Below are 22488 nucleotides of genomic sequence, written 5' to 3'. Positions count from 1 at the left end.
CGGTTACGCCGCCGGTCAGTCCGCCACCACCGCCGCGGTGATCCGGTGCAGCGCGAACGTGTGCAGCATCTCGGTCCGTTCGTCCTCGGCCCGCAGGTAGCCGGCACCGATCGAGACCGGCTTGAGCAGACGTGACGCCGTCGCCCCGTGCGCGTCGACATAACCCACCCAGACCAGCGCCTTGTCCCGGACCGCCTGCTGGAGCACCGCCAGCGCCTCGCTGTGGGTGTGGGCCGGCACCGGGCCGCCACCCAGCCCAGGCGCCCCGCCGCGCACCACCGCCGGCGCCCGTCGGGCGGCCCGCGCCGCCGCGTCGCCTCGCCGGATGTGTTCCACCACGCCCAGCAGCCGGGGCATGGGTAGCTTCGGGGCGGCCAGCGGATCGATCGTCCGGGTGGTCACCGACACTCTGGGCGGGGCCCGCCGGATTCGCGGCCGGGCCAGCACCGTGCTGCCGGTGCCGTCCTCCTGCACCGGGGCGTACCCCGCGTCGCGCAGCGCGCCCAGCAGCCGACCAACCTGGTACTGCGTACACAGCACCGTCGGCGCGAGCCGGCGCAGCGCCAACGACTCCAGCCGCCGGTCGGCCAACACCTCGCTGATCAGCGTCTCGTCGTCGCTGCGCAGGTACGCCCCGGCCAGGCCGACCCGCAGCCCGCCGTGCTTACGGGCCACGTCGTCGATCAGGTAGGTGAGCCCCTGCGGCACCGGGGTACGTGACCGACGCCGGAACACGTCGTGCAGGTCGTCGGCCGTGTAGCCGGAATCCAGGGCCCGCCGCACACTCGCCGTGGTGACACGGTGCACGCTGGCCCCGCCGGCCGACTCCAACTCCGTCATCGCCTCCAACTCGACGGCGAGCGCCGGCTCGGGTGGGCCGGGCACCACCACTGTCAGGTCGGCCTGCACCAGGAAGTGGTCGACCGGTGCGGGCAGCAGGGCGTCCAGCGCCCGCGCGGCACTGGACGGGTCGCCGCTCTCGACGTCGGCGTGCACGCCCAGCGGGTCGTCACCCCGCCCGTCGGTCGACGTCAGGTCCCCCAGCAGCAGCCGACCGTACGAGGTGAGCGCCCCCAGCCCCGTCACGCCCAGCTGTGCGGCCTCGGCCAGCACCTCCCGGTGGGCGGCGTCCCGGCCCCGGCTGCGACGCGGAGCCCGCCAGTCCAGCAGCTCCTGCACCTCCTCCGGGGTGGGCGCCGTCGCCGGCTCCAGATCGGCGAGTACGCCGAGCACCGCCCGTCGGGTGGCCGGCACGCTGGCCCGCTCGGCCTCGGCGGAGAGCGCGGTGATCGGCCGGTCCCGGTCGTCACGGCGGCCCACCAGCCCCACCTGCCGGGTCATGGTCAGCCACGCCCGGGCGAGTTGCTCCCACCGTTGGGCCAGCGAGGCGGCCCGCCACACCTCGTACCCGCCGGTCGGCAGCACCTGCTGATCCGCCCCGTACCGGCTGGTGGTCGCACCGGGCATCTCCAGCTCACCGAGGAGCCCCGCCGCGTACGCCACCTCCAGCAGCAGCGCGGTGGTCGGTTCGTCCAACCCGGCGGTACGCGCCAACCGGCGCAGGTCCCGTACACCGATGCCACCCGAACGCAGCACCGGCGCGGGCTCGTCGCCCAGCTGCTCCAGCAGCCCTTCGGTGTGCCGGACCACCTCCATGCTCTGCCCGGCTCCGGCCGAGTCGACCGCTTTCGGCTCGCGCGGCGCGGCGGCCACCGGCGGTGGGCTGGTACGCAGCGGCCCGAGGGGGCCGCTGTCGCGGCGCAGCAGCAGGCCGACCTCGCGGGGCAGCTCCACAGTTCCGCTGGCCGTGGACGAACCGGTCGTCGCCGGGACCAGCAGTCGGTTGTCGACGAGCCACCGCACCGGGGAGCCGGTCGGCGCGCCACCATTTGTCGGGTCGGACAGGACCGGGTCCGCCGCGCCGAGCGGCGGCGCCTGCAACGCCCCGGGCGGCACGCTGCCCACCGGCGGGCCGGCCGCCAACCGGTCCAGGATCGCCCGGGCCGAGGGCGGGGCGGCGAGCACCGTCCGTCGGAGCTTCGCCGGGTCCGCGCAGAGCGCGGCAGTGCGCGGGTCCAGCTCCGCGGCCGGTCGGCCGAGCCCAGCGGGGTACGGGGAGACTTCGTCCACGGCGGGCAGCACCTGGAGCGCGTGCTCCGGGCCGTACAGCAGGAAGAGCGCACGCAGTCGGCCCACGGCGGCCCGGACGGCCGTCGGAGCCGGCGGTTGCGGCCCCGAGGTCGCCATCGCGAGCACGGTGTCGGTGGCCGTGGTGGCGTCGTCCGGGCTCCGGGTGAGGCGGGCGGCGTCGAGGATCTGGAGGGTGAACTGGTCCAGACCGTCCAGCGCGCGGGCCACGGAGACCCGGGACTGGGCTCGGATGGCCAGGGCGGAGACGTCGGCCGGCACGGGCACGACGAGGTCGGGCCGCAGCTGGAGGAGCGCGGCCAGTGACTCGTCGGGCAGCGACCGCAGGTGGTCGGCGAGTGAGGTGGTCATCGTCTTTCCACGCTAGCCCGGCACCGGGCCTCCGCGCCCCTCGGACGTCCGGTCGGCTGGGAGTAGCCGGTACGTTTCTCGACATGCCCGCACTGACCGTCGGATTCGACCTCGACATGACCCTGGTGGACTCCCGCCCCGGCATCGCCGCGGCGTACCGGGCGCTGACCGCCAGGACCGGTGTGCCGGTCGACGCCGAGGTGGCGGTGTCCCGGCTCGGGCCGCCGCTGCGCACCGAGATCGCGCACTGGTTCCCTCCGGAGCAGGTCGAGTCGGCCGTGCGGGTGTATCGCGAGCTGTACCCGGCGTACGCGATCACCCCGACGCTCCTGCTGCCCGGTGCCCGGGAGGCCATCGAGGCGATCCGTGCGCGGGGTGGCCGGGTGCTGGTCGTCACGTCCAAGATCGGCCGGCTGGCCCGGTTGCACCTCGATCACCTCGGTCTTGCTGTCGACGAGTTGGCCGGCGACCTGTTCGCCGAGCAGAAGGCGACCGCTCTGCGGGAGCACGGCGCGACCCACTACGTCGGTGATCATGTCGCGGACATGGTGGCGGCCGCAGCGGCCGGGGTGCCCGGCATCGGTGTGGCAACCGGCCCTTGCTCCTCGGATGAGCTGCGCGCGGCCGGGGCGGAAGTGGTGCTGAACGAGCTCACCGAATTCCCAGCGGCGCTCGACCGGATGATCCAGCTAGCCTTGGAGCAGTAGCGGCTCAAGTGAAGCAGGGGTTTTCAGGTGCCTACGGGTCGAGTGAAGTGGTACGACACGGCCAAGGGATACGGCTTCGTCACGAGTGACGAGGGCGGCGACGTGTTCCTGCCCAAGGGGGCGCTGCCGGCGGGTGTCACCGACCTCAAGGGTGGCCAGCGGGTCGACTTCAGCGTGGTGGACAGCCGCCGGGGCGCGCAGGCCATGGGGGTCAAGCTGCTGGACGCGCCGCCGTCGATGTCGGAGCTGCGCCGCAGGCCGGCCGAGGAGCTGCACGGCCTGGTCGAAGACATGATCAAGGTGCTGGAGGCGAAGGTCCAGCCGGACCTGCGCCGGGGTCGGTACCCGGACAAGAAGTCCGCGCAGAAGATCGCTCAGCTGGTCCACGCGGTGGCCCGCGAGCTGGAGGTCTGAGGCACCAGGCCGGCGGTGGCGGCCCGGTCGAGCAGTGCCGCCACCGCGGCGAAACCGGCCTCGCCCAGGTCAGCGGTGAACTCGTTGACGTAGAGGCCGATGTGCCGGTCGACCACGTCGAGCTCCATCTCCTGGGCGTGCGCCAGCACGTACTCTCGGCTGGCCGCCGGGTCCGCCCAGGCCTGCCGGACCGACTCTCGGACCCAGCCGGCCGCGGCCTCCGGGTCGACCGCCCCGCGTCGGGCCAGGATCGCGCCGAGGGGGATGGGCAGGCCGGTGTCTGCCTCCCACCATTCGCCGAGGTCGACGAGGGCGCTCAGGCCGTGCCGGTGGTAGGTGAACCGGGCCTCGTGGATGACCAGCCCAGCGTCGTAGCGCCCAGCCGCCACGCCCGGCATGATCTCGTGGAACGGAACCACCTCGATCCGGGCCGGCGGTCGCCCGGCCGACCAGAGCCGGAACAGCAGGTACGCGGTGGTGCGGTCGCCCGGCACCGCCACCGTGGCACCGGTCAGGTCGGTGCGGTCCGGCCCGCCGTCCCGGTCGCCCCGGGTGAGCACCAGCGGACCGCAACCACGACCGAGGGCGCCGCCGCAGGGCAGCAGGTGGTAGTCGTCGAGCAGCCAGGGCAGCGCCGCGAAGCTCACCTTCACCAGGTCGAACGCACCCCGCTCGGCCGCCGTGTTGGTGACGTCCACGTCGGCGTACGTCACCTCGACCGGCGGCGCGCCGGGCACCCGCCCGTGCACCAGCGCGTGGAAGACGAATGTGTCGTTGGGGCAGGGCGAGATCGCCAGGGAGAGCGCCACACCCTCACGGTAGCCCCGCCCTCCGCCCAGGTTCCGCGCCCACCCCACGACTGTGATCCGCGACCGTGACGCCGGGTGCAACAACGCGGGGAAACGACTGGCCCAGCAGGGGCGAGCACCTATCCCGGTCTCCCTTTGGAGCTGATGTCGTAAACGAATCGCCCGGAGTCGGTGACCGTGGTCTGGAGCTGGGGCCAAGGGTGCTCGCAGACCAGGACCCGGCCCCAGCCCCGGCCCCAGCCCCGGCCTCAGCCTCAGCCCCAGCCCCAGCCCCAGACCCGGCCTCAGCCCCAGCCCCAGACCCGGCCCCAGCCCCAGCCCCAGACCCGGCCCGGCCCGGCCCCGGCCCCGGCCCCGGCCCCGGCCCCCAGACCCAGCCCCAGAAGCGGGGCCGGTTGACCGGGGCCCCGAGAGGGTGGTGATGCCGCAAACGATTCAGCTCCAAAGGGGTCGAGGGAGTAGGTCATCCACCGGTGGTCGAGGTTGTCCACAGCGTTATCCACAGCTCCGCGCATGGTGTTGATAACTCGCTGACCAGCCGGGAACATCGGCCTGTGACCGAGGTGAGTGACCACACCGACGAGGCCGGCGGCGCCGACCTCGGGCGGGCGCTCCGCGCGCTGCGTCGGCGGGCCGATCTGAGTCAGCGGCAGTTGGCCGAGAAATCCGGCGTGCCCCAGCCGACGCTTGCCCGCATCGAGTCGGGGCGGGCGCTCGATCCCCGATTCCGGACAGTGGAACGCCTCGTCCAGGCCGCGGGTGGGACGTTGGCCGTTGGCGTCCCACCATCCGCGTCCGGCGTCACCGAACCCGCGCCGGTTCCGCACGACGACATGCGTGACGAGGCGGGCCGCCGATACCCGGCTCACCTCGACGTCTGGCCGGTGCACGAGCCGCGGGACTGGCCCGGTGCCTGGTGGGCGGAGTGGTACCGGTTGCCGCCCGAGCGGTATCCGCTCCCGCTGCCGCCGGCCGCGTACGAGCTGAACCGGCGCTATCGCGACAATCGGCGGTGGGCTGCCGAGGTCCGGCGGACTGCGCGGGTGCGTCGGGTGATCAGTGACGACCTGCCGGCCACCTGCTGGCGGTACGTCGCCGAGCTTCCCGACGGCAAGCTGGTTGGTGAGCTGCGGGCCCATGAGCGGAGCCCGTTCCTGGAGTACGGGGAGTGGCATCCGCACCTGCCGGAGCGCGAGATGGTGCTCGACGGCGTGCTTGTCGACGCCCGGTACCGGCGGTTGGGGCTCGGGCGTCGGCTGGTCACCGCGCTGGTGACCGGGATGCGCGAGGCGGGCATCGACGACGCGGCGGCTATCGCCGAGGGATCCGGCACCGACCTGCTGCGGGCGTGCGGCTTCGAGATCGAGGGACGCCGCCCGGCCGCACTGCGCCTGGGCCACCCGGGCAAACGCTGCTTCCCCTGACCGTCTCCGGCTCAGCGCAGTGCCGGCTCAGCGCAGCGCTGGGGCTGCTGCGGTCAGGGCGGTCAGGGCTTCGCGCAGCCGCCAGGCGTCCCGGTCGCGGGGGCCGATCGGATTGGAGATGGTGCGCAGTTCGGCGAACGGCACCCCGGCCTGCGCCGCGGCGACCGCCACGCCGTACCCCTCCATGGCCTCGGCGACCGCTTCCGGATGCCTCCGACGCAACTCGTCGGTGCTGGCCGTGGTGCCGGTGACGGTGCTGACAGTGAGCACCGGACCGGCCGTGGCCCTCGGGAGGGCGGCTCGCAGTGCCGCCAGCAGACCCGGGTCCGCGGGCACCCTGCTGCCCGCACCGAGCAGCGCCGGCGGCATGCCCAACTCGTCGACCGGGATGAAACCCACGGGCGACTCGGCTCCCAGGTCGGCAGCGATGCTGGCCGTGCCGAGCACGGTGTCGCCGACCTCGGCCCGGCCGCTGAAGCCGCCGGCCACGCCGGCGCTGACGACGGCACGGTACGGGCGGCCGGCGGCCTCGGCCAGCGCCAGCAGCCGGGCGGTGGCGGCACCGGCGACGGCCGGACCCACACCGATCGGGGTGACTGTGACGCTGCGGTCGGTCAGCCCGGCGCGGACCGCGTCCGCCTCGGCGGGAACCGCAGTCACCACCAGCAGACCGGTCACGAGAGTGAGCCGGGGGACTCGCGCCGGGTTTCGTCGTCGGCCCCGCCACCCGGGCCGCCAACTGCCGACGACGGGCGGTAGATGTGGTAGCCCGGCGGGGCGAGGCTCGGGTCGTCGTACTGCGGTGAGCTGGTCTGGGCCGGCGCCGGTGAGGTCGGTGTGGGGTCGCCGGGCTCGTCCGCCGGTTCGTCTGCCGGTTCCTCCTCGGTCAGCTCGTCGTCACCGAGCGGTCGGCCGGCCAGCTTCTCGCCGCGCAGCCGGGCGGCGGCCAGCACACCCCGGATCGCGGCCAGTACGCCGACCCCGGCGGCCACGGCGATGCCCATCCGGCCATCGAACGGCACCAGCCCGAGCCCGCCGCCGGCGACGAAGGCGAGCATCAGCACCGTCTCGGAGTGGGCGAAGGAACTGGCCCGCAACCGTTCCGGGATGCGCTCCTGGATCGAGGCGTCCACGGCCAGCTTCGCTACCCCGCTGGCCAGCGCGGCGACCAGGCAGAGCAGGGCGACCATCAGCAGCGAGAACTGGATGACGGCGAGCACCGCCACCCCGGCCACGATGATCATGCTGCTGGACTGGATGGCGGTCGGCCGGTGGATGCGCAGTCGGGTGCCGATGGCGGTGGCCAGGAAGGTGCCGACAGCGAGCGCGCCGCCGACCACGCCCAACGCCCACTCGGCGCCCAGATCCCGGCCGAACACGACTGTGGTCAGGTCGCCCTTCTTGATCGCGAAGGCGAGGAAGAGCAGCAGGAAGCCGTAGAGCGCGCGTAGCGTCGCCGCACCGATCAGGGTGGCGATCACCAGCCGGCCGGACGGTCGGCCCCGGCCCAGCGGCCGGTCGCCACGGCGGCGGCCCAGCGCGCGTAGGGGCCGGGGGACCCGCTCCGGTGGCTCCGAGTCGGCCTTCGGTGGCAGCCGCAGCGAGATCACCATGCCGACCAGGAAGATCAGCGATGCGACCCGTAGCGGCCACTGCGGCCCGAACCAGAACGCGGCCAACCCGATCGGTGCCACCAGCGCACCCGCGACAGTGCCGTAGACGCTGGCCCGGGCACCCACCTGGGACAGGCCGAGCCCTTCCGGCAGCAACCGGGGCACCGCCGCGGAGCGGGCCACGCCGTACGCCCGGGAGAGCGCGAGCACCCCGAACGCGGCCGGGTAGAGCCCGAATCCGTGGATGTAGTCGGAGATCAACCAGGCCAGGAAGGCGCGGCCGAGCATCGTCGCGGCCAGGGCGTAACGCCTGCCGTGCCGGAAGTGGTCCAGCAGCGGACCCACCACCGGGGCGAGCATCGCGAACGGCACCATGGTCACCAGCAGGTAGAGCGCGACCTTGCTGCGGGCCTCGCCGAGCGGCACGTTGAAGAAGATCGTGCCGGCCAGACCGATGGCGATCAGGGTGTCGCCGGCGCAGGAGAGCGCGTGCAGGTCGAACAGGCGAACCATGCCGACCTCGCCGCCGGCACCCCGGGCGCGGGCCCGGCCGGCCCGGCGGGTCACCCAGCGGCCGCTGCCCACCGAACCACGCAACAGCAGACGGATGGCGCGAATGCCGGTGCCGACGGTCCGCCCGAGGACGGAACGCCCGGAGCGGGAGTACGACGGCATGTGCACCATCCTCGCCCATCTGATCCGGGTACGCCGCACCACCGCTGGGAAAGGTTCCCCGGGAGTCCCTGTCACCCCTGCGGGGCGCATGGGGAACAATGGTCTGGTGACCAGGCCCGTCTCCACCCGTGCCGCCCGTCTCGACCAGGTCTGCGCCGCCGCCGTCGAGGTGGCCCGCGCCGGCATCACCGAGGTGGACGCCGACGATGTCGGCGACCACCTGCAGGTCGTTGCCGAGGGTGATCGGCTGGTCACCCACTACTTCGAATGTCGCCTCGCCGGCTACAACGGCTGGCGCTGGGCGGTCACCGTCACCCGGGTTCCGCGCAGCAAGACGGTGACCATCTGCGAGACGGTGCTGCTGCCCGGCCCGGACGCGCTGCTCGCACCCGGCTGGCTGCCCTGGCAGGAGCGGCTCAAGCCGGGCGACCTGGGGCCGGGTGACCTGCTCCCGACCTCGCCCGACGACGATCGACTGGTCCCCGGTTACCTGCTCTCCGACGACCCGGCGGTCGAGGAGACGGCCTGGGAGTTGGGCCTCGGGCGCGCCCGCGTGCTCTCCCGGGAGGGTCGCATCGACACGGCGCAGCGCTGGTACGAAGGTGACCACGGCCCCGCCGCGGCCATCTCGTCCGCCGCTCCGTCCGCCGCCCGCTGCGGCACCTGCGGCTTCTACCTGCCGCTGGCCGGTGCGATGCGGCAGGCCTTCGGGGCGTGCGGCAACTTCTACGCCCCCGACGACGGCCGGGTGGTGAGTGCCGACCACGGGTGCGGCGCCCACTCCGAGACGTTGATCGAGGCGGCCGAGACCGCTGTCGACGAGCTGCCCACTGTGTACGACGACAGCGCGGTGGAGGCCATGTCGGTCAGCCGGGCTCCGGGCTCGGTGGAGGCCGCTGAGCCGGCGGAGCCGTACGGACACTCCTGATCGTCCGCGCCGGAGTGCTCCGGCGCGGCGGCCAGCTCACCTCGCGCGGCGGCGGCGTCGGTTGGCGTCGTGCCGCATCATCACGGCGAGGCCCGGGAAGCCCCACAGGAAACCGGCGAGGCAGGTCCAGAGCCAGTTCTGGTGACCGTGGTCGGTCAGCCAGCCCCGGAAGAAGATCAGCAGGACCAGCCCGGCCACCGCCCACGCGATCAACCCGGCGAGGGCGAACGGCACCATCGGCGGATCCAGTGGTGCGGGCCGCGGTGGCTGCTCGTTCGGCATTCGGCAAGCGTACGGGATCTACTTCCCCTGCCCACCGACGATCTGGGACGATGCGCGCGACAACTGGAAGATCACCTGCGAGGACCTGATGGCCGTAGCGCCGCCCGAGAACGGCACACCTTCCAACCCCGCTCATCCGCGTAACGGTTTCGACCGGTTTTTCGAGATCTCCGCCCGTGGCTCGACGGTGAGCCGTGAGGTACGCGGTGGCCTGGCGACCTTCTTCACGATGGCGTACATCGTGGTGCTCAACCCGCTGATCCTGGGCGGCGCCGTCGACGGTGACGGCAAGAGCCTTCCGATTCCGGCGCTGGCTGCCGCGACCGCGCTGGTCGCCGGCCTGATGACCATCCTGATGGGTGTGGTCGGCCGGTTCCCGCTGGCGCTCGCCGCCGGTCTGGGTGTCAACGCCCTGGTGGCGTACGAGATCGCCCCCGAGATGACCTGGGCAGACGCGATGGGTCTGGTGGTGATCGAGGGTCTGATCATCGCGGTGCTGGTGCTGACCGGTCTGCGAACCGCTGTGTTCCGCTCGGTGCCGACCCAGATGAAGAGCGCGATCGGGGTCGGCATCGGTCTGTTCCTGACCATCATCGGCCTGGTGGACGCCGGCTTCGTCCGGCGCATCCCGGATGATGCCAACACCACGGTTCCGGTCGGCCTGGGCATCGGCGGCAAGCTGGTGAGCTGGCCGATGCTGGTCTTCGTGGTGGGCCTGCTGATCACGCTGGTGCTGGTGGTCCGTCGGGTGAAGGGCGCGATCCTGATCGGCATCCTCGCCTCGACGGTGCTGGCGGTGATCGTGGAGGCGATCGGCAACATCGGCCCGTCGTTCGTCAACGGTCAGCCCAACCCGAAGGGTTGGTCGCTGAACGTGCCGGAGCTGCCGACGTCGGTGGTCGACCTGCCGGACCTGTCGCTGCTCGGCAAGTTCAACGTGCTGGACTCGTGGGGTAGGGCCGGTTGGCTGGTCGTGCTGATGTTCATCTTCACGCTGTTGATCACGGACTTCTTCGACACCATGGGCACGATGGTCGCTGTCGGCCAGGAAGGCGGCCTGCTCGACGAGTCGGGCACCCCGCCGAAGGCCAAGGAGATCCTGCTTGTCGACTCGATCGCGGCGGCGGCCGGCGGTGCGGCCAGCACCTCCAGCAACACGTCGTACATCGAGAGCGCGGCCGGTGTCGCTGAGGGTGCGCGGACCGGCGTGGCCAACCTGGTCACCGGCGCGCTCTTCCTGCTCGCGATGTTCCTGGCGCCGCTGGTCGTGATCGTGCCGTTCGAGGCGGCGTCGACGGCCCTGGTGGTGGTCGGGTTCCTGATGATGACAGCGGTGCGGACGATCGACTGGTCCGACTACGAGATCGCCATTCCGGCGTTCCTCACCATCGTGCTGATGCCGTTCACCTACTCGATCTCCAACGGGATCGGCGCTGGTCTGATCACCTTCGTGGTGGTCAAGCTGGCGCGGGGCAAGGCCCGGGAGGTCCACCCGTTGCTGTACGGGGTGGCCGCGCTGTTCGTGCTGTACTTCCTGCGTGGGCCGATCGAGTCCCTGGTGCTCTGAGACACGTCCGGGCGGGGAGTCGATCAGGATTCCCCGCCCGTACCATCTGAATCCCCTCGTGAGCCTGGTCATAACGGATGTCGTTAGCCATGCTCATTAGTTAAGCTAACTACTGTGACGGAGCGGACGGTGACGGCGGAACGCGTGCCACCGGCGCAGCTGGCTCCCCAGCTGCGTGATGCGATCACCCGACTCAACCGGCGGGTCCGACAGGCCCGACCGGTCGGCGACCTCACGGTCACCCAGGTCTCCGCGCTCACCAGCCTGCGGCTGGCGGGCGCGATGACACCCCGTGAGCTGGCCGATGTGGAGCGGGTGCAGCCGCCGACGATGACCAAGATCGTCGGAAAGTTGGAGGACCGCGGCCTCGTGCGGCGGACACCCCATCCGACCGACGGGCGGCAGGTCATCCTCGCGGCGACCGAAGGAGGGCAGGCCGTGCTCGACCAGTTCGAGCGGGCCCGCGACGAGTGGCTGGCCCACCGGCTGGCCGCACTCGACGAGGACGAACGGGAGACCCTGCAGAGGGCCGCCGAGATTCTTCAGCAGCTCGCTCGCGCCTGAGCCGCACCCGCGCCACCGGGTCCGTGCCGTCACGTGTCGATGACGCGTACGTCCGGAGGAGGCGCACCAAGAGTGCAGGCGAAGCTGAGCACGATGTTCCAGTCCCTACAGGTCCGCAACTACCGCCTCTTCGCATCCGGGCAGCTGATCAAGTTGATCGGCGTCTGGATGATGTTCATCGCCCAGGACTGGCTCGTCCTCGAGCTCTCCAACAACTCGGCGACAGCGCTCGGCGTGGTCACCGCCTGCCAGTTCACCCCGGTGCTCCTGCTCACCCTGCTCTCCGGCCGGCTCGCCGACCGGTACGACAAGCGGGTGCTGCTCTTCGCCGCCAACGCCTTCTGGAGCCTGCTGGCACTCGGCATGGCGGTGCTGGTCCTCACCGACCTGGTGCAGCTCTGGCACGTCTTCGCCTTCGCCGCGCTGCTCGGCACTGCCAACGCGGTGGAGACACCGGTCCGGCAGGCGTTCGTCTCCGAACTGGTCGGCACGCCGCTGCTGCCCAACGCGCTGTCGCTGAACGCCGCCGTGTTCAACTCCGCCCGGATCGTCGGCCCGGCCGTGGCCGGCCTGGCCATCGCCGCGTTCGACGTCGGCCCGGTCTTCCTCTTCACCGCCCTCAGCTCGGTCGCGCCCCTGGTCAATGTCGTCCGGATGCGGACGACCGAGCTGCACCGCGACGCCCTGCTGCCTCGCGACGAGCGGGCGTCCGCCCGGGTCGTCGACGGACTGCGGTACGTGTGGCGCCGCCCCGACCTGCTGCTGCCAATGGCGATCATGTCGGTGATCGGCATGTCGCTGTTCAACTTCCAGCTCACCCTGGCCGCGTTGGCGAAGACCGTCTTCCACACCGGTGCCGCCTCCTTCGGCCTGTTCAGCACGGCGCTGGCCGTCGGCGCGCTCGGCGGTGCGCTCAGCGGCACCGGTCGCCGTAGCCGCCCGTCGGTGTGGCTGGTGCTCGGCGCGGCGATCGCCTGCGCCAGCTTCGGCACCCTGGTCGGCCTCTCCACTGCGTACTGGCTGGTCGTGGCCCTTCTGGTGCCCACCGGCTTCTGCATGGTCTTCTTCGCCCAGGCCGCCAACCAGCGGATCCAGATGGGCGTCGACGCGGCGTTCCGGGGACGGGTGATGGCCCTGTGGGTGCTGGTGTTCCTGGGCACCAACCCGGTCGGCGCGCCGCTGATCGGCTGGGTCGCGGAGCACTACGGTGCCGGTGCCAGCATCTGGATGGGTGGGCTCATCTCGCTGGCCGCCGCGGTGATCGCCCTCACCTGGCAGCTGCGCCACTCCGGTGCCCGGCTGCGGTTCCGGGTGCTGCCGATGCCCCGCTTCTACGTCACCTCCGCCGACTGCTGAGGTTTACCACCGGCGCCGGCCGCGTCCGGTTGCGCGGATCGCGCGGATGCGGCGAAACCGGTGGCGGGGTGGCATGGTGGGGCTTAGCGTCGATACGTGGGAGTCGGACGCGCGCTGATGCTGGCCCTGGCGTTCCTCGCCGTGGCCACGCTGCCGGTGGCATTCGCCCTGATCTTCTGCTACGACGAGATCGTCGACCGGGTGGTCTGTGGCTGGTCCGAGTGGCGTGACCGCCGCCGGGAGCAGCGCACGATCGCCCGTCTCGACCGGGCCATCGAGGCCGACGCGCTGACCCGGGACATCGACCTCAGCGAGTTCGACAGCGTTGACCGCCGGCCGCTGGAGCAGCTCGCCGCCGACCTGCGCCGTCTCGGCGGTCAGCGGGTCGGCGGCAGCGGTCGCTCGATGGTCTGGCACAGCGCGTTGCTTCAGGCGTACGACGACAGGCTCCGCCTCGCCTGCCGCGCCCTCGGCATCGCCGAACACCTCGCCGAGCTGGAGGGCGTCGATCAGGAGATCGAGCGGGTCCGGGTGGAGGGCGTGCTGCACGCCGCCGGGCTGGCCCTCCCCGCGGCCCGGGCTGGGCTTCGGCAGCGGCACCGCTGATCGGCCGTACGCTGTGCGACTCTTCGTCGCGGTCCGTCCGTCCGTCGAGGCCGTCAATCATCTCGTCGCACAGGTCGCGCGTCTGCGCGTCGCCGCGGCGACCGCGGCTGGCATCAATGTCCGCCTCGCCGACCCGGCCGACCTGCACCTCACTCTGGCGTTCCTCGGTGCCGTCGAGTCTGCCCGGCTGGTCGAGGTGGACAGTGCGCTCGGTTTGGCCGCCGAGCGGTTCCGGGACGGCCGGGATGCCGTACCCCGGTTGAGCCTCGGTGGCGGTGGGCGGTTCGGCCGGGTCCGATCCACAGTGCTCTGGGTGGACCTGCGCGGGGAGGTCGAGGCGTTGCACGTGCTCGCCGGGCTGATCCGGTCCCGGCTGAGCCAGGGCCGGCTGCCGTACGACGAGAAGCCGTTTCGGCCCCACCTGACCGTCGCCCGGCCCGGCGACCGGATGGACCCGGCCGACGTCGAGGCCGACCGGGCCAGCCTGGACGGGTACGAAGGACCATCGTGGCCGGCATCGGAGCTGCTGCTGGTGCGCAGCCACCTCGGCGGCCGACCGCGCTACGAACGGATCGCCGCCTGGTCGCTGTGAGTCGGCGGCACGTCGCTGGTCGCGCTGGATGGCCTGCTGCGGAGAACCTCGCGGGCCTGTTCGGCCGCGCGGGTGATGCTCTCGCTGATGAAGTCGAGGAAGCGGGCGATGTTCTCCAGTCGGGCGGCGGCGGGGGTGTGCGCGCCGAGGAGGGCGACACCCTGGCGTGCGATCGCGACGAGATGGTCGTTGGCCCGAGCGCTGGCGATCGTCGCCTGGTAGAAGAGCTCGTCGTCGACCAGGTAGCGGTCGCGGCGGCGTTCGTCGCGTTCGCGGCGGACGAGGCTCTGGCCCTCCAGGAAGGTGATCGCCTTGGAGATCGACGCCGGGCTGACCTGGAGGCGCTGGGCGAGCTCGGACGCGGTGAGACTGCCGGAGTCGGTGAGGAACAGACTGGTCAACACCCGGGCCCCCATCTTGTTCAGGCCGGAGGCCATGAGGACCGTGGTGAACGACTCCTCGTAGTCGGCTGCCGCCTGGGCGTCGCGTCCGTCCTGTCGGGGGGCTGCCTCGGTGCCTCGGGAGGGGGCAGGCCTGCGCCGGTGGGCGCGGCGCTCGGTCGCGTGATGGGCCAGGTCGGCGCGGTAGCCGGTGGGACCGCCGTTGCGCATCACCTCCCGCGTGACAGTCGAGGTGGGACGGTCGAGGCGTCGGGCGATCTCGGCGTAGGGGAGGCTGTCGGCCAGCCCCAGCGCGATCTGCTGACGTTCCTGTCGGGTGAGCCTGCCTCCCGGCATCGCGATCTCCCTCGTGGTCCCCGTAGGGCGGTGGCCCCAGCCTCCACCACCATAGCGTTAACTCACACGCCAATGCAACGCAGCAATCCGCGATGTTGCATTAAACTCTGGGTCGTTGCAACAAAACCACGGCTTTGAGCGGCGTAAACACAGTCTCACTGCAACATGGTTGTTGCAGAATCTGGAAAGCAACGTAGCGTTTCCCACATAAGAAACAAGCGCCGACCTGGGAGAGCACGATGCAGACGTTCGCCACACCCGCCCCCATCTCCGCCGTCCTGGACATCCCCGCCGGACGCATCCAGCTCATCGCCGCAGACCGCGCCGACGCCACCGTCGAGGTCCTCCCGGCCGACCCCGCCAAGAGCAGCGACACGAGGGCCGCCGAGCAGACCACCGTCTCCTACGCCGACGGCGTCCTGCGCATCACGACCGCACCTCCCGTCAACAAGCTCTTCGGCCCCTCCGGCGCCCTGGAGGTCACCGTCCGGGTGCCTGCCGGCTCCCACGTCGAGGCCAGGGCCGCCAGCGCCGAGCTTCGGGGCGTCGGCCGCCTCGGCGACGTCGCCGTCGACGGGGCGTACCGGAGAATCAAGATTGACGAGGCAGCGAGTGTTCGCCTCACCGCGATCGACGGCGACGTCGAGGTCGGCCGGCTCAACGGCCCCGCCGAGATCAGCACCACCCGGGGTGACATCACTGTCGCCGAGGCCATGCGCGGCACTGTCGTCCTCCGCACCCAGTCCGGCGACATCTCGATCGCGGCGGCGGCCGGCGTCTCGGCCGCCCTTGACGCCGGCACCGGCCACGGCCGCGTCAGCAACGCCCTCAAGAACGACGGCACCGTCGAGCTCGACATCCACGCCAGCACCATGCAGGGCGACATCAACGCCCGCAGCCTCTGAAAAGGACGAATCGAGATGACTAACAACAGCGTGTCCTCGACCAGTTCGGCGTGGACCGGCATGGTGCCGGTCGACGACACGGCCCTGGCCGTCACCGACACCGGCGGCCCCGGCATCCCGGTGGTCTACCTCAACGGCCAGTTCGCCACCCAGGGCTACTGGCGGCGGGTCATCGCCGAGCTGGGCACCGAATTCCGGCACATCACCTACGACGAGCGGGCTCGCGGCAGGAAGTCGAAGCGCTCAGCCGACTACTCGTTCGAAGCGGCCGTCCGGGACGTCGACGCCGTTCTCGCCGCCCGGGGGGTGGCCCGGGCGGTGCTGGTGGGCTGGTCCTACGGAGCGGTGGTCGGAGCCCACTGGGCCAACCGGAACCCGGAGCGGGCCCTGGGCGCGGTCCTGGTCGACGGCGCGTTCCCGCATGACTGGCTCGACGAGGCCATGGCGCGGCGGATCCGCACGATGTTCCGACGGATGAACCTGTTCATGCCGCTGCTCCGCCCGACCGGCCTCACCCCACGGATGAACGCCGACCAGATGGCGGACAGCAACATCGAACTCGGCGAACTCTCCCGCGAGCGCGAACTGGGCCCGGTGCTGGACGCCATCAGTGTCCCGGTGCGGTACGTGGTCGCCTCGGGAACGTCCCTCGGTAGTCGCGGGGACGAACAGGAGCAGATCCGTGCCAGCCTCGACGCCGTGACCGCCCGCAACCCGCACATCACCATCGGGGCGAAGGTCGCCAGCAACCACGGTGCGATCCTCAAGAAGGACTTCCGCGCCGTCGCCGAGGCCGTACGCGGGGTCGCCGCCCCTCATCGCGAAGACGCCGGAGACAGCCGGTGAGATCCGAACGCACGCGTTGACGGGTGACGCACCGTCACCCGTCAACGCGAGGCGTCAGGAGGATTCGCGGGCGGCCGGGCCGCTGCCGAAGAGCACGTCGTCCCAGCTCGGCAGCCGCTTGCGTGGCTTGCCGTTGGCGTCGGTGGACTCCCCGGAGGCCGCCGCGGCGGCCGTCCGTCGGGGTCGCAGCACCGCCAGCGACGGCACGGCCGGCACCTCCTTGGGCGCGTCCGAATCGTCGTCGAAGGCCGACCCCTGGCCGCCGCCGAGCATCGCGGCGGCACCCCCAGCGACGGGCCGCTGCCGAGGTGCGTCCGATCCGGCAAGAGCAGCCGGGGTACGCGGCTCAAGGCCACGACCCGACGAGCCGCCGAGCGGGCGGTCCAGGGAGGCGAGCAGAGCGTCCCGGCCAGCCCGGATCGGATCGCGGCCGGGGCGCGGGTGCTCGGACGCGGCAGGCAACCCGTGCCCACCACGGCTCGGCTCGCCACGCGACGGACCGGGCAGGGCGTGCCCCGTCCGCTCCGGTGCCGGCTCCTGACCGAGGATCGGCGTGGGCCGCTCGGCGCACAGGTACTGCGCCATGTCGTCGTGCGGCGTGACCACCTGCCGGGCCTTGTCCATGTCCCAGATGGCCTGCGCGGTGGCCTTGCCGGACGGCCAGGTGGCGATGATCCGCCAGGTGCCGTCGTCGCGCCGGTAGGCGTCCCAGGAAATCTTCTCGGTGTCGATGCCGTGCTGGCTCAGCCGACCGTTTACCACCTCGGCGAGCGGGGTGGGCTTCTCCGCGCCCTTGAGGCGGGTGCGACGGGCGTGCTGGGCGAGCATCGCCCGCTCCTGGAGCACCGGGCCGGCGTAGCGCAGCACCCGGTCGACAGGCACCCCGGCGATCCGGGCGACATCCTCGGCGGACTCACCGGAACGGATGCGGGCCTGGATGTCCCGAGGAGACAGTGAGGGAATCGGATCGGCGGTGCTCGGTGCCACAGCGAGCGGCGGGGCACCCGGCTCGGGGTGCATCACGCCGGCGATGCGTTCGTCGATCGGCAGGGCGAGGAGTCGCCCCACCTCGTCGGCGAGCACCAGGGCCTGGCCGTCCTCGGAGAGGGCGACGAAGCGTACTGGGCGCATAGCGTTGCCTCCGTCCCGCTTCGCTGGCCGCACGCCACGAGTCGGCCACCCAGGCGTCTCGGACCACCGTACGCGCATCTGCCTCGGGGTGGGGGAAGCGACACCCCGCATGTCGTGACTGAGCTGCGGCGATGATCACGGTCGGTGTCCGTGGAGGCCCCAACGGACACCGACCGTGACGAACGTCAGAGTCGCTCGACCACGTAGTCGATGGACGCGGTGAGCGCCTCGACATCGGCGGGCTCGACGGCCGGGAACAGCGCCACCCGCAGCTGGTTGCGACCAAGCTTGCGGTAGGGCTCAGTGTCCACGATGCCGTTGGCGCGCAGCGCCTTGGCGATCGCCGTGGCGTCCACCGAGTCGGCGAAGTCGATGGTGGCGACCACGTTGGAGCGCAGCGTCGGGTCGGTGACGAACGGGGTGGCAACGCTGGACCGCTCGGCCCAGCCGTAGACCGCGGCGGCGCTCTCGGCGGTGCGCTTCGCCGCCCAGGACAGGCCGCCCTGCGCGTTCATCCAGTCGGTCTGCTCGGCGGCCAGGAAGATGGTGGCCAACGCCGGGGTGTTGTAGGTCTGCTCCAGCCGCGAGTTGTCGATAGCGGTGACCAGGTCGAGGAAGGCGGGGATGTAGCGCCCGGACGCCTTGATCTCGGCGGCCCGGTCCAGTGCGGCCGGGGACATCAGAGCAAGCCAGAGACCGCCGTCGGAGCCGAAGCACTTCTGCGGAGCGAAGTAGTAGACGTCGGTCTCGCCGACGTTGACCTCCAGGCCACCCGCGCCGGAGGTCGCGTCGACAAGCAGCAGCGCGCCCTCGTCGGCCCCGGCCACCCGGCTGATCGGGACGGCCACACCTGTCGAGGTCTCGTTCTGCGGCGTCGCGTACGCGTCGACGCCGGACTCGGCGACCAGGGTCGGCGCGCTGCCCGCGTCGGACTTGCGCACTGTCGGCTCACCCAGGAACGGGGCGTCCTTGACCGACTTGGCGAACTTGGCGCCGAACTCGCCGAAGCTGGCGAACTGGGCCCGGTCGCGAATGAGGCCGAAGGTGGCGACCTCCCAGAACGCTGTGGTGCCGCCGTTGCCGATGATCACCTCGTAGCCCTCGGGCAGGGAGAAGAACTCGGCGATGCCGGAGCGCAGCCGGGCCACCTGGTCACGGACCGTCTTCTGCCGGTGCGAGGTGCCGAGGTAGGTGGTCGCTACCTCGGCGAGAGCGGAAACCGCCGCCGGGCGGACCTTGGACGGGCCGCAGCCGAAGCGTCCATCGGCGGGCTTGATCTCATCGGGAATCCGGATGATCGGTGCGTCAGCCACGGTCTTGAAGATCCTTCCGCAAGGGCGAGGGCGGGCCCGGCGACACTGCCGGCCCTCATCCTCGCACCCGCACCGGACGGCGATGGGCGGGGTCCCGGCGGTCGGTCTGAGTCCTTCGCCACAGTCGGCTCCGGTCGCCGACGAGAAGGGCCCCTCCTCGACGCCCGGCGTCGGGGAGGGGCCCTTCCTACCAGCTCAGACGCCGTGCGGGATGGCCGCCCAGCCCTCGACGTCGGACGGCTTGCGGGTCTCCGGGCCCATGTAGAGGGCGGACGGGCGGACCAGCCGCTGCAGGCGCTTCTGCTCCAGGATGTGCGCGCTCCAGCCGCCCATCCGCGCGCAGGTGAACATCGAGGTGAACATGTGCGCCGGCACCTCGGCGAAGTCCAGCACCACCGCCGACCAGAACTCGACGTTGGTGGCCAGCACCCGGTCCGGGCGGCGGGCCTGAAGCTCGGCGAGGGCGGCCTTCTCCAGCGCCTCGGCGATCTCGAAGCGTGGCGCGCCCAGCTCCTTGGCCGTACGCCGGAGCACTCGGGCGCGCGGGTCCTCGGCACGGTAGACGCGGTGGCCGAAGCCCATCAACCGCTCGCCCCGGTCGAGGACACCCTTGACGTAGCCCTCCGCGTCGCCGCTGCGCTCCACCGCCTCCAGCATGCTGAGCACCCGGGACGGGGCGCCGCCGTGCAGCGGGCCGGAGAGGGCGCCGATGCCCGACGAGATGCAGGCAGCCGCGTCCGCCCCGGTGGAGGCGACGATGCGAGCGGTGAAGGTGGAGGCGTTCAGACCGTGCTCGGCGGCCGAGATGAAGTACGCGTCGACGGCCTTGACGTGCCGCGGGTCAGGCTCGCCGCGCCAGCGCTTCATGAACCGCTCGACGATGGTCTGCGCCTTGTCGATCTCCTTCTGCGGCACCGCCGGCAGGCCGAGGCCGCGGGCGGACTGGGCGACGAAGGAGAGCGCGGTCACCGAGACCCGGGCGAGATCCTCACGGGCCTGCTCGTCGGAGATGTCCAGCAGTTGGTTGAGACCCCAGTACGGGGCCAGCATGGCGACAGCGGACTGCACGTCGACGCGGATGTCACCGGAGTGCACCGGCACCGGGAACGGCTCCGCCGGCGGCAGGCCCGGCCCGAACCGGCCGTCGACCAGCAGTGCCCACACGTTGCCGAACGACACCTGGCCGATCAGATCCTCGATGTCGACTCCGCGATAGCGCAGCGCACCGCCCTCACGGTCAGGTTCGGCGATCTCGGTCTCGAAGGCGACGACGCCCTCCAGCCCGGGTTTGAAATCGGCCATGTCGCTCTCCTGGATCTGGTCGGTGCGCCCGATCGCTCATCCGGCCCGATCGGCCGAGCGCCTTAGGCGACCCTCAGGGATGTGTTCGGAACATACTGCCTGCTGAGTAAGGGATACGCGACCCGCTGCGACTGTGCCGCACGCGACATCCCCGGACGCGCATTCTCCGCGCGGCTCAGTGAGACTGGGCAGGGCGGGCTGGTCAGCGCGGGAGGGTGCTGGCGGGGCCCGCGAAAGGAGTGGGGACGTGACGGGTGACACACCCGCCCCGGCCGCGATGCGTAACGAGTACGCCGCGGACCTGGGCCTGACCGAGGCTGACCTGGCCGTCGACTGGCACACCCAGTTCGACGGCTGGTTCGCCGACGCGGTGGCCTTCGGGCTGCCCGAACCGAACGCCATGGTGGTGGGCACTGCCGACTCTGCCGGCCGGCCGAGCGGGCGGACGGTGCTGCTGAAGGGGTACGACCCGGAGGGCTTCGTCTTTTTCACCAACCACCTGTCGCGCAAGGGCGTCGAGACGACCGCCAACCCGTACGCCAGCCTGGTCTTTCCGTGGTTTCCCATGCAGCGTCAGGTGGTGGTCGCCGGACGGGTCGCGCCCGTCGACCGCGCCACGAGCGAGGCGTACTTCGCCAGCCGGCCGCGTGGCTCCCAACTGGGTGCCTGGGCCAGCCCGCAGTCGCAGGTGGTGTCGGGTCGGGCGGCGTTGGAGCAGCGGTACCAGGAGGTGGCCGAGCGCTTCGCCGACCAGGCGGAGATCCCGACCCCGTCGCACTGGGGCGGGCTGCGGGTCCAACCCGAGTCGGTGGAGTTCTGGCAGGGGCGGGCCGGCCGGTTGCACGACCGGCTCCGCTTCCGCCGCCTCGACCAGGGTGACTGGGTCGTCGAGCGGTTGGCGCCGTGACGGGTGTGCGGGAGACCCGGCCGCGCGCAGCGCGCCGCTGGGCGATCGACGTGCGTCCGCTGCGGGTTCCGGCGTACCGCCGGCTCTGGCTCGGCAACACGGTGGCGATGTTCGGCTTCCAGTTCACCGCCGTCGCGGTGCCGGTGGAGATGTACGCCCTGACCCGGGACTCGTTCTGGGTGGGCCTGCTGGGTGTGGCTGCCTTCGTGCCGTTGCTGGTCTTCGGGCTCTGGGGCGGCGCGGTCGCCGACGCCCGTGACCGGCGTGCGGTGCTGCTCGGCGGCTCATTGTTGCTCTGGGCATCCACTCTCGGGCTGCTGCTCCAGGCGGTGCTGGACGTGGGCAGCCCGGTGCTGCTGCTGGCGTTGATGGCGTTGCAGTCGGTGGCGTTCGCGATCAGCTCGCCGGCCCGCAGCGCCATGCTGCCCCGGCTGGTGCCGGACGACCTGGTGGCGTCCGCCACCACCCTGAACTACACGACCTTCACCGCCGCCTCGGTCGCCGGCCCGCTCGCCGCCGGCCTGATCCTCTCCGCCTCGCCGGACACCACTGTGGTCCTACCGATCGCCTACGGGCTGGACGCGGTGCTGTTCACCGCGATGCTCTGGGCCGCGCTGCGGTTGCCCTCGCTCCCGCCCGAGCCCACCGCCGACGGTCAGGCCCGGCGTGCCGGTCTGGCCAGCGTCGTCGACGGGTTCCGCTACCTGGCCACCACCCCGGTCCTGCTGCTGTCCTTCGGGGTGGACCTGATCGCGATGATCCTCGCCATGCCACGGGCCCTCTTTCCGGAGATCGCGCACGAGCGGTTCGGCGGCGGTGGCTCGGTCGGTCTGCTCTACAGCGCCATCGCGATCGGCTCGATGATCGGTGGGCTGACGTCCGGCTGGATCGGCCGGCTCCGCCGCCAAGGGCTCGGCCTGGTGCTCGCGGTGGTCGGCTGGGGCCTGGCGATCGCCGCGGCCGGGTTGGCCCACCAGCTCTGGTTGATGGTCGTGCTGCTCGCCGTGGCCGGCGCCGCCGACCTGATCAGCGCGGTGCTGCGTCAGTCGATGCTGCTGGTCTACGCACCGGACCGGATGCGCGGCCGACTCCAGGGCGTGAACACGGTAGTGGTGGCGGGTGGCCCACGCCTGGGTGACCTGCGCGCCGGCACCATGGCCGCCGGGTTCGGTGGCGGGGTGGCCTGGGTGGCCGGCGGGCTCGCCTCCGCGGTGCTCGTGGTGGTGCTCGCTGTCGCGTTCCCGGCGCTGCTGCGCTACCGGGCGGCGACGGCGTCGAGCGACAACCGGACCTGACCGGTTAGTGTCGCCG

Annotated in this window: 22 protein-coding genes; 13 read left to right on the top strand and 9 right to left on the bottom strand. The window is 71.9% G+C overall.

Annotation, left to right across the window (positions count from 1 at the left end; genetic code table 11):
- Positions 1 to 15: 15 nt before the first annotated feature.
- The gene (locus tag OG992_RS18335) at positions 16 to 2499 is read right to left on the bottom strand and encodes a helicase-associated domain-containing protein (RefSeq protein WP_238683816.1); all 2484 of its coding nucleotides are present in this window, start codon (positions 2497 to 2499) and stop codon (positions 16 to 18) included.
- Positions 2500 to 2582: 83 nt separating this feature from the next.
- Here OG992_RS18335 and OG992_RS18330 point away from each other — a divergent pair, with 83 nt between their 5' ends.
- Positions 2583 to 3206: an HAD family hydrolase gene (locus OG992_RS18330; RefSeq protein ID WP_266303830.1), complete on the top strand. Its 624-nt coding sequence runs from the start codon at positions 2583 to 2585 to the stop codon at positions 3204 to 3206.
- A 27-nt stretch (positions 3207 to 3233) separates the two neighbouring features.
- Positions 3234 to 3620 carry a cold-shock protein gene (locus tag OG992_RS18325; RefSeq protein ID WP_124816498.1) on the top strand — a complete coding sequence of 129 codons (387 nt, stop codon included), beginning with the start codon at positions 3234 to 3236 and terminating at the stop codon, positions 3618 to 3620.
- Here the strand turns inward: OG992_RS18325 and OG992_RS18320 are convergent.
- On the bottom strand, positions 3581 to 4429 hold the full coding sequence (locus tag OG992_RS18320) for a 1,4-dihydroxy-6-naphthoate synthase (RefSeq protein ID WP_112677681.1): 849 nt from the start codon (positions 4427 to 4429) through the stop codon (positions 3581 to 3583). The two genes, OG992_RS18325 and OG992_RS18320, sit on opposite strands and share 40 nt — an antisense overlap.
- Before the next feature lie 554 nt (positions 4430 to 4983).
- Here OG992_RS18320 and OG992_RS18315 point away from each other — a divergent pair.
- Complete coding sequence (locus OG992_RS18315) at positions 4984 to 5853, top strand: GNAT family N-acetyltransferase (protein WP_238683814.1); 870 nt, start codon at positions 4984 to 4986, stop codon at positions 5851 to 5853.
- A gap of 27 nt (positions 5854 to 5880) precedes the next feature.
- Here OG992_RS18315 and OG992_RS18310 read toward each other — a convergent pair whose 3' ends face one another.
- Together OG992_RS18310 and OG992_RS18305 are read right to left on the bottom strand one after the other, a co-directional pair.
- A complete protein-coding gene (locus tag OG992_RS18310) occupies positions 5881 to 6531 on the bottom strand; it encodes a futalosine hydrolase (protein ID WP_266303829.1) in 651 nt (216 codons plus the stop codon).
- Complete coding sequence (locus OG992_RS18305) at positions 6528 to 8141, bottom strand: MFS transporter (RefSeq protein ID WP_266303828.1); 1614 nt, start codon at positions 8139 to 8141, stop codon at positions 6528 to 6530. Before OG992_RS18305 ends, OG992_RS18310 begins: the two co-directional genes overlap by 4 nt.
- 88 nt (positions 8142 to 8229) lie before the next feature.
- On the opposite strand from OG992_RS18305, the gene OG992_RS18300 reads away from it, so the two are divergent.
- On the top strand, positions 8230 to 9069 hold the full coding sequence (locus OG992_RS18300) for a DUF3027 domain-containing protein (protein WP_238683811.1): 840 nt from the start codon (positions 8230 to 8232) through the stop codon (positions 9067 to 9069).
- A 36-nt stretch (positions 9070 to 9105) separates the two neighbouring features.
- Here the strand turns inward: OG992_RS18300 and OG992_RS18295 are convergent, their stop codons facing one another.
- Entirely contained in the window at positions 9106 to 9351 is a 246-nt protein-coding gene (locus tag OG992_RS18295; protein WP_091395273.1) for a DUF2530 domain-containing protein, read from the bottom strand.
- A gap of 88 nt (positions 9352 to 9439) precedes the next feature.
- On the opposite strand from OG992_RS18295, the gene OG992_RS18290 reads away from it, so the two are divergent.
- The 5 genes from OG992_RS18290 (at position 9440) to thpR (ending at position 14036) form a co-directional block, all read left to right on the top strand.
- Positions 9440 to 10918 carry an NCS2 family permease gene (locus OG992_RS18290; protein ID WP_266303827.1) on the top strand — a complete coding sequence of 493 codons (1479 nt, stop codon included), beginning with the start codon at positions 9440 to 9442 and terminating at the stop codon, positions 10916 to 10918.
- A gap of 114 nt (positions 10919 to 11032) precedes the next feature.
- The gene (locus tag OG992_RS18285) at positions 11033 to 11482 is read left to right on the top strand and encodes a MarR family winged helix-turn-helix transcriptional regulator (protein ID WP_030486369.1); all 450 of its coding nucleotides are present in this window, start codon (positions 11033 to 11035) and stop codon (positions 11480 to 11482) included.
- Positions 11483 to 11554: 72 nt separating this feature from the next.
- The gene (locus OG992_RS18280; protein WP_238683809.1) at positions 11555 to 12838 is read left to right on the top strand and encodes an MFS transporter; all 1284 of its coding nucleotides are present in this window, start codon (positions 11555 to 11557) and stop codon (positions 12836 to 12838) included.
- A gap of 96 nt (positions 12839 to 12934) precedes the next feature.
- On the top strand, positions 12935 to 13444 hold the full coding sequence (locus tag OG992_RS18275) for a hypothetical protein (protein WP_266303826.1): 510 nt from the start codon (positions 12935 to 12937) through the stop codon (positions 13442 to 13444).
- Between the two features lie 13 nt (positions 13445 to 13457).
- A complete protein-coding gene (gene thpR, locus OG992_RS18270; protein ID WP_238683807.1) occupies positions 13458 to 14036 on the top strand; it encodes an RNA 2',3'-cyclic phosphodiesterase in 579 nt (192 codons plus the stop codon).
- On the opposite strand, the gene OG992_RS18265 is transcribed toward thpR, so the two are convergent.
- The gene (locus tag OG992_RS18265) at positions 14006 to 14773 is read right to left on the bottom strand and encodes a helix-turn-helix domain-containing protein (protein WP_238683806.1); all 768 of its coding nucleotides are present in this window, start codon (positions 14771 to 14773) and stop codon (positions 14006 to 14008) included. The two genes, thpR and OG992_RS18265, sit on opposite strands and share 31 nt — an antisense overlap.
- A 239-nt stretch (positions 14774 to 15012) precedes the next feature.
- On the opposite strand from OG992_RS18265, the gene OG992_RS18260 reads away from it, so the two are divergent.
- Positions 15013 to 15678, top strand: coding sequence for a DUF4097 family beta strand repeat-containing protein (locus tag OG992_RS18260; protein ID WP_238683805.1), 666 nt, complete (start codon positions 15013 to 15015; stop codon positions 15676 to 15678).
- Between the two features lie 15 nt (positions 15679 to 15693).
- Positions 15694 to 16524: an alpha/beta fold hydrolase gene (locus OG992_RS18255; RefSeq protein WP_238683804.1), complete on the top strand. Its 831-nt coding sequence runs from the start codon at positions 15694 to 15696 to the stop codon at positions 16522 to 16524.
- Positions 16525 to 16578: 54 nt separating this feature from the next.
- Here the strand turns inward: OG992_RS18255 and sepH are convergent, their stop codons facing one another.
- From sepH to OG992_RS18240, 3 genes are all read right to left on the bottom strand, one after another.
- Positions 16579 to 17655, bottom strand: coding sequence for a septation protein SepH (gene sepH, locus OG992_RS18250; RefSeq protein ID WP_238683803.1), 1077 nt, complete (start codon positions 17653 to 17655; stop codon positions 16579 to 16581).
- Positions 17656 to 17840: 185 nt separating this feature from the next.
- Complete coding sequence (gene serC / locus OG992_RS18245) at positions 17841 to 18968, bottom strand: phosphoserine transaminase (protein ID WP_266303825.1); 1128 nt, start codon at positions 18966 to 18968, stop codon at positions 17841 to 17843.
- Between the two features lie 195 nt (positions 18969 to 19163).
- Positions 19164 to 20270 carry a citrate synthase 2 gene (locus tag OG992_RS18240; protein ID WP_210782815.1) on the bottom strand — a complete coding sequence of 369 codons (1107 nt, stop codon included), beginning with the start codon at positions 20268 to 20270 and terminating at the stop codon, positions 19164 to 19166.
- A 277-nt stretch (positions 20271 to 20547) separates the two neighbouring features.
- On the opposite strand from OG992_RS18240, the gene pdxH reads away from it, so the two are divergent.
- Complete coding sequence (gene pdxH / locus OG992_RS18235) at positions 20548 to 21177, top strand: pyridoxamine 5'-phosphate oxidase (protein WP_238683863.1); 630 nt, start codon at positions 20548 to 20550, stop codon at positions 21175 to 21177.
- Positions 21174 to 22472, top strand: a complete 1299-nt coding sequence (locus tag OG992_RS18230) for an MFS transporter (protein ID WP_210782817.1) — start codon at positions 21174 to 21176, stop codon at positions 22470 to 22472. The genes pdxH and OG992_RS18230 overlap by 4 nt, the downstream gene beginning before the upstream one ends.
- The last annotated feature ends 16 nt before the right edge of the window (positions 22473 to 22488 follow it).

The sequence above is a fragment of the Micromonospora sp. NBC_00362 genome (genome assembly GCF_026342155.1).
GTDB classification, from domain to species: domain Bacteria; phylum Actinomycetota; class Actinomycetes; order Mycobacteriales; family Micromonosporaceae; genus Micromonospora; species Micromonospora hortensis.
This window is presented reverse-complemented; position numbering and strand designations above follow the sequence as displayed.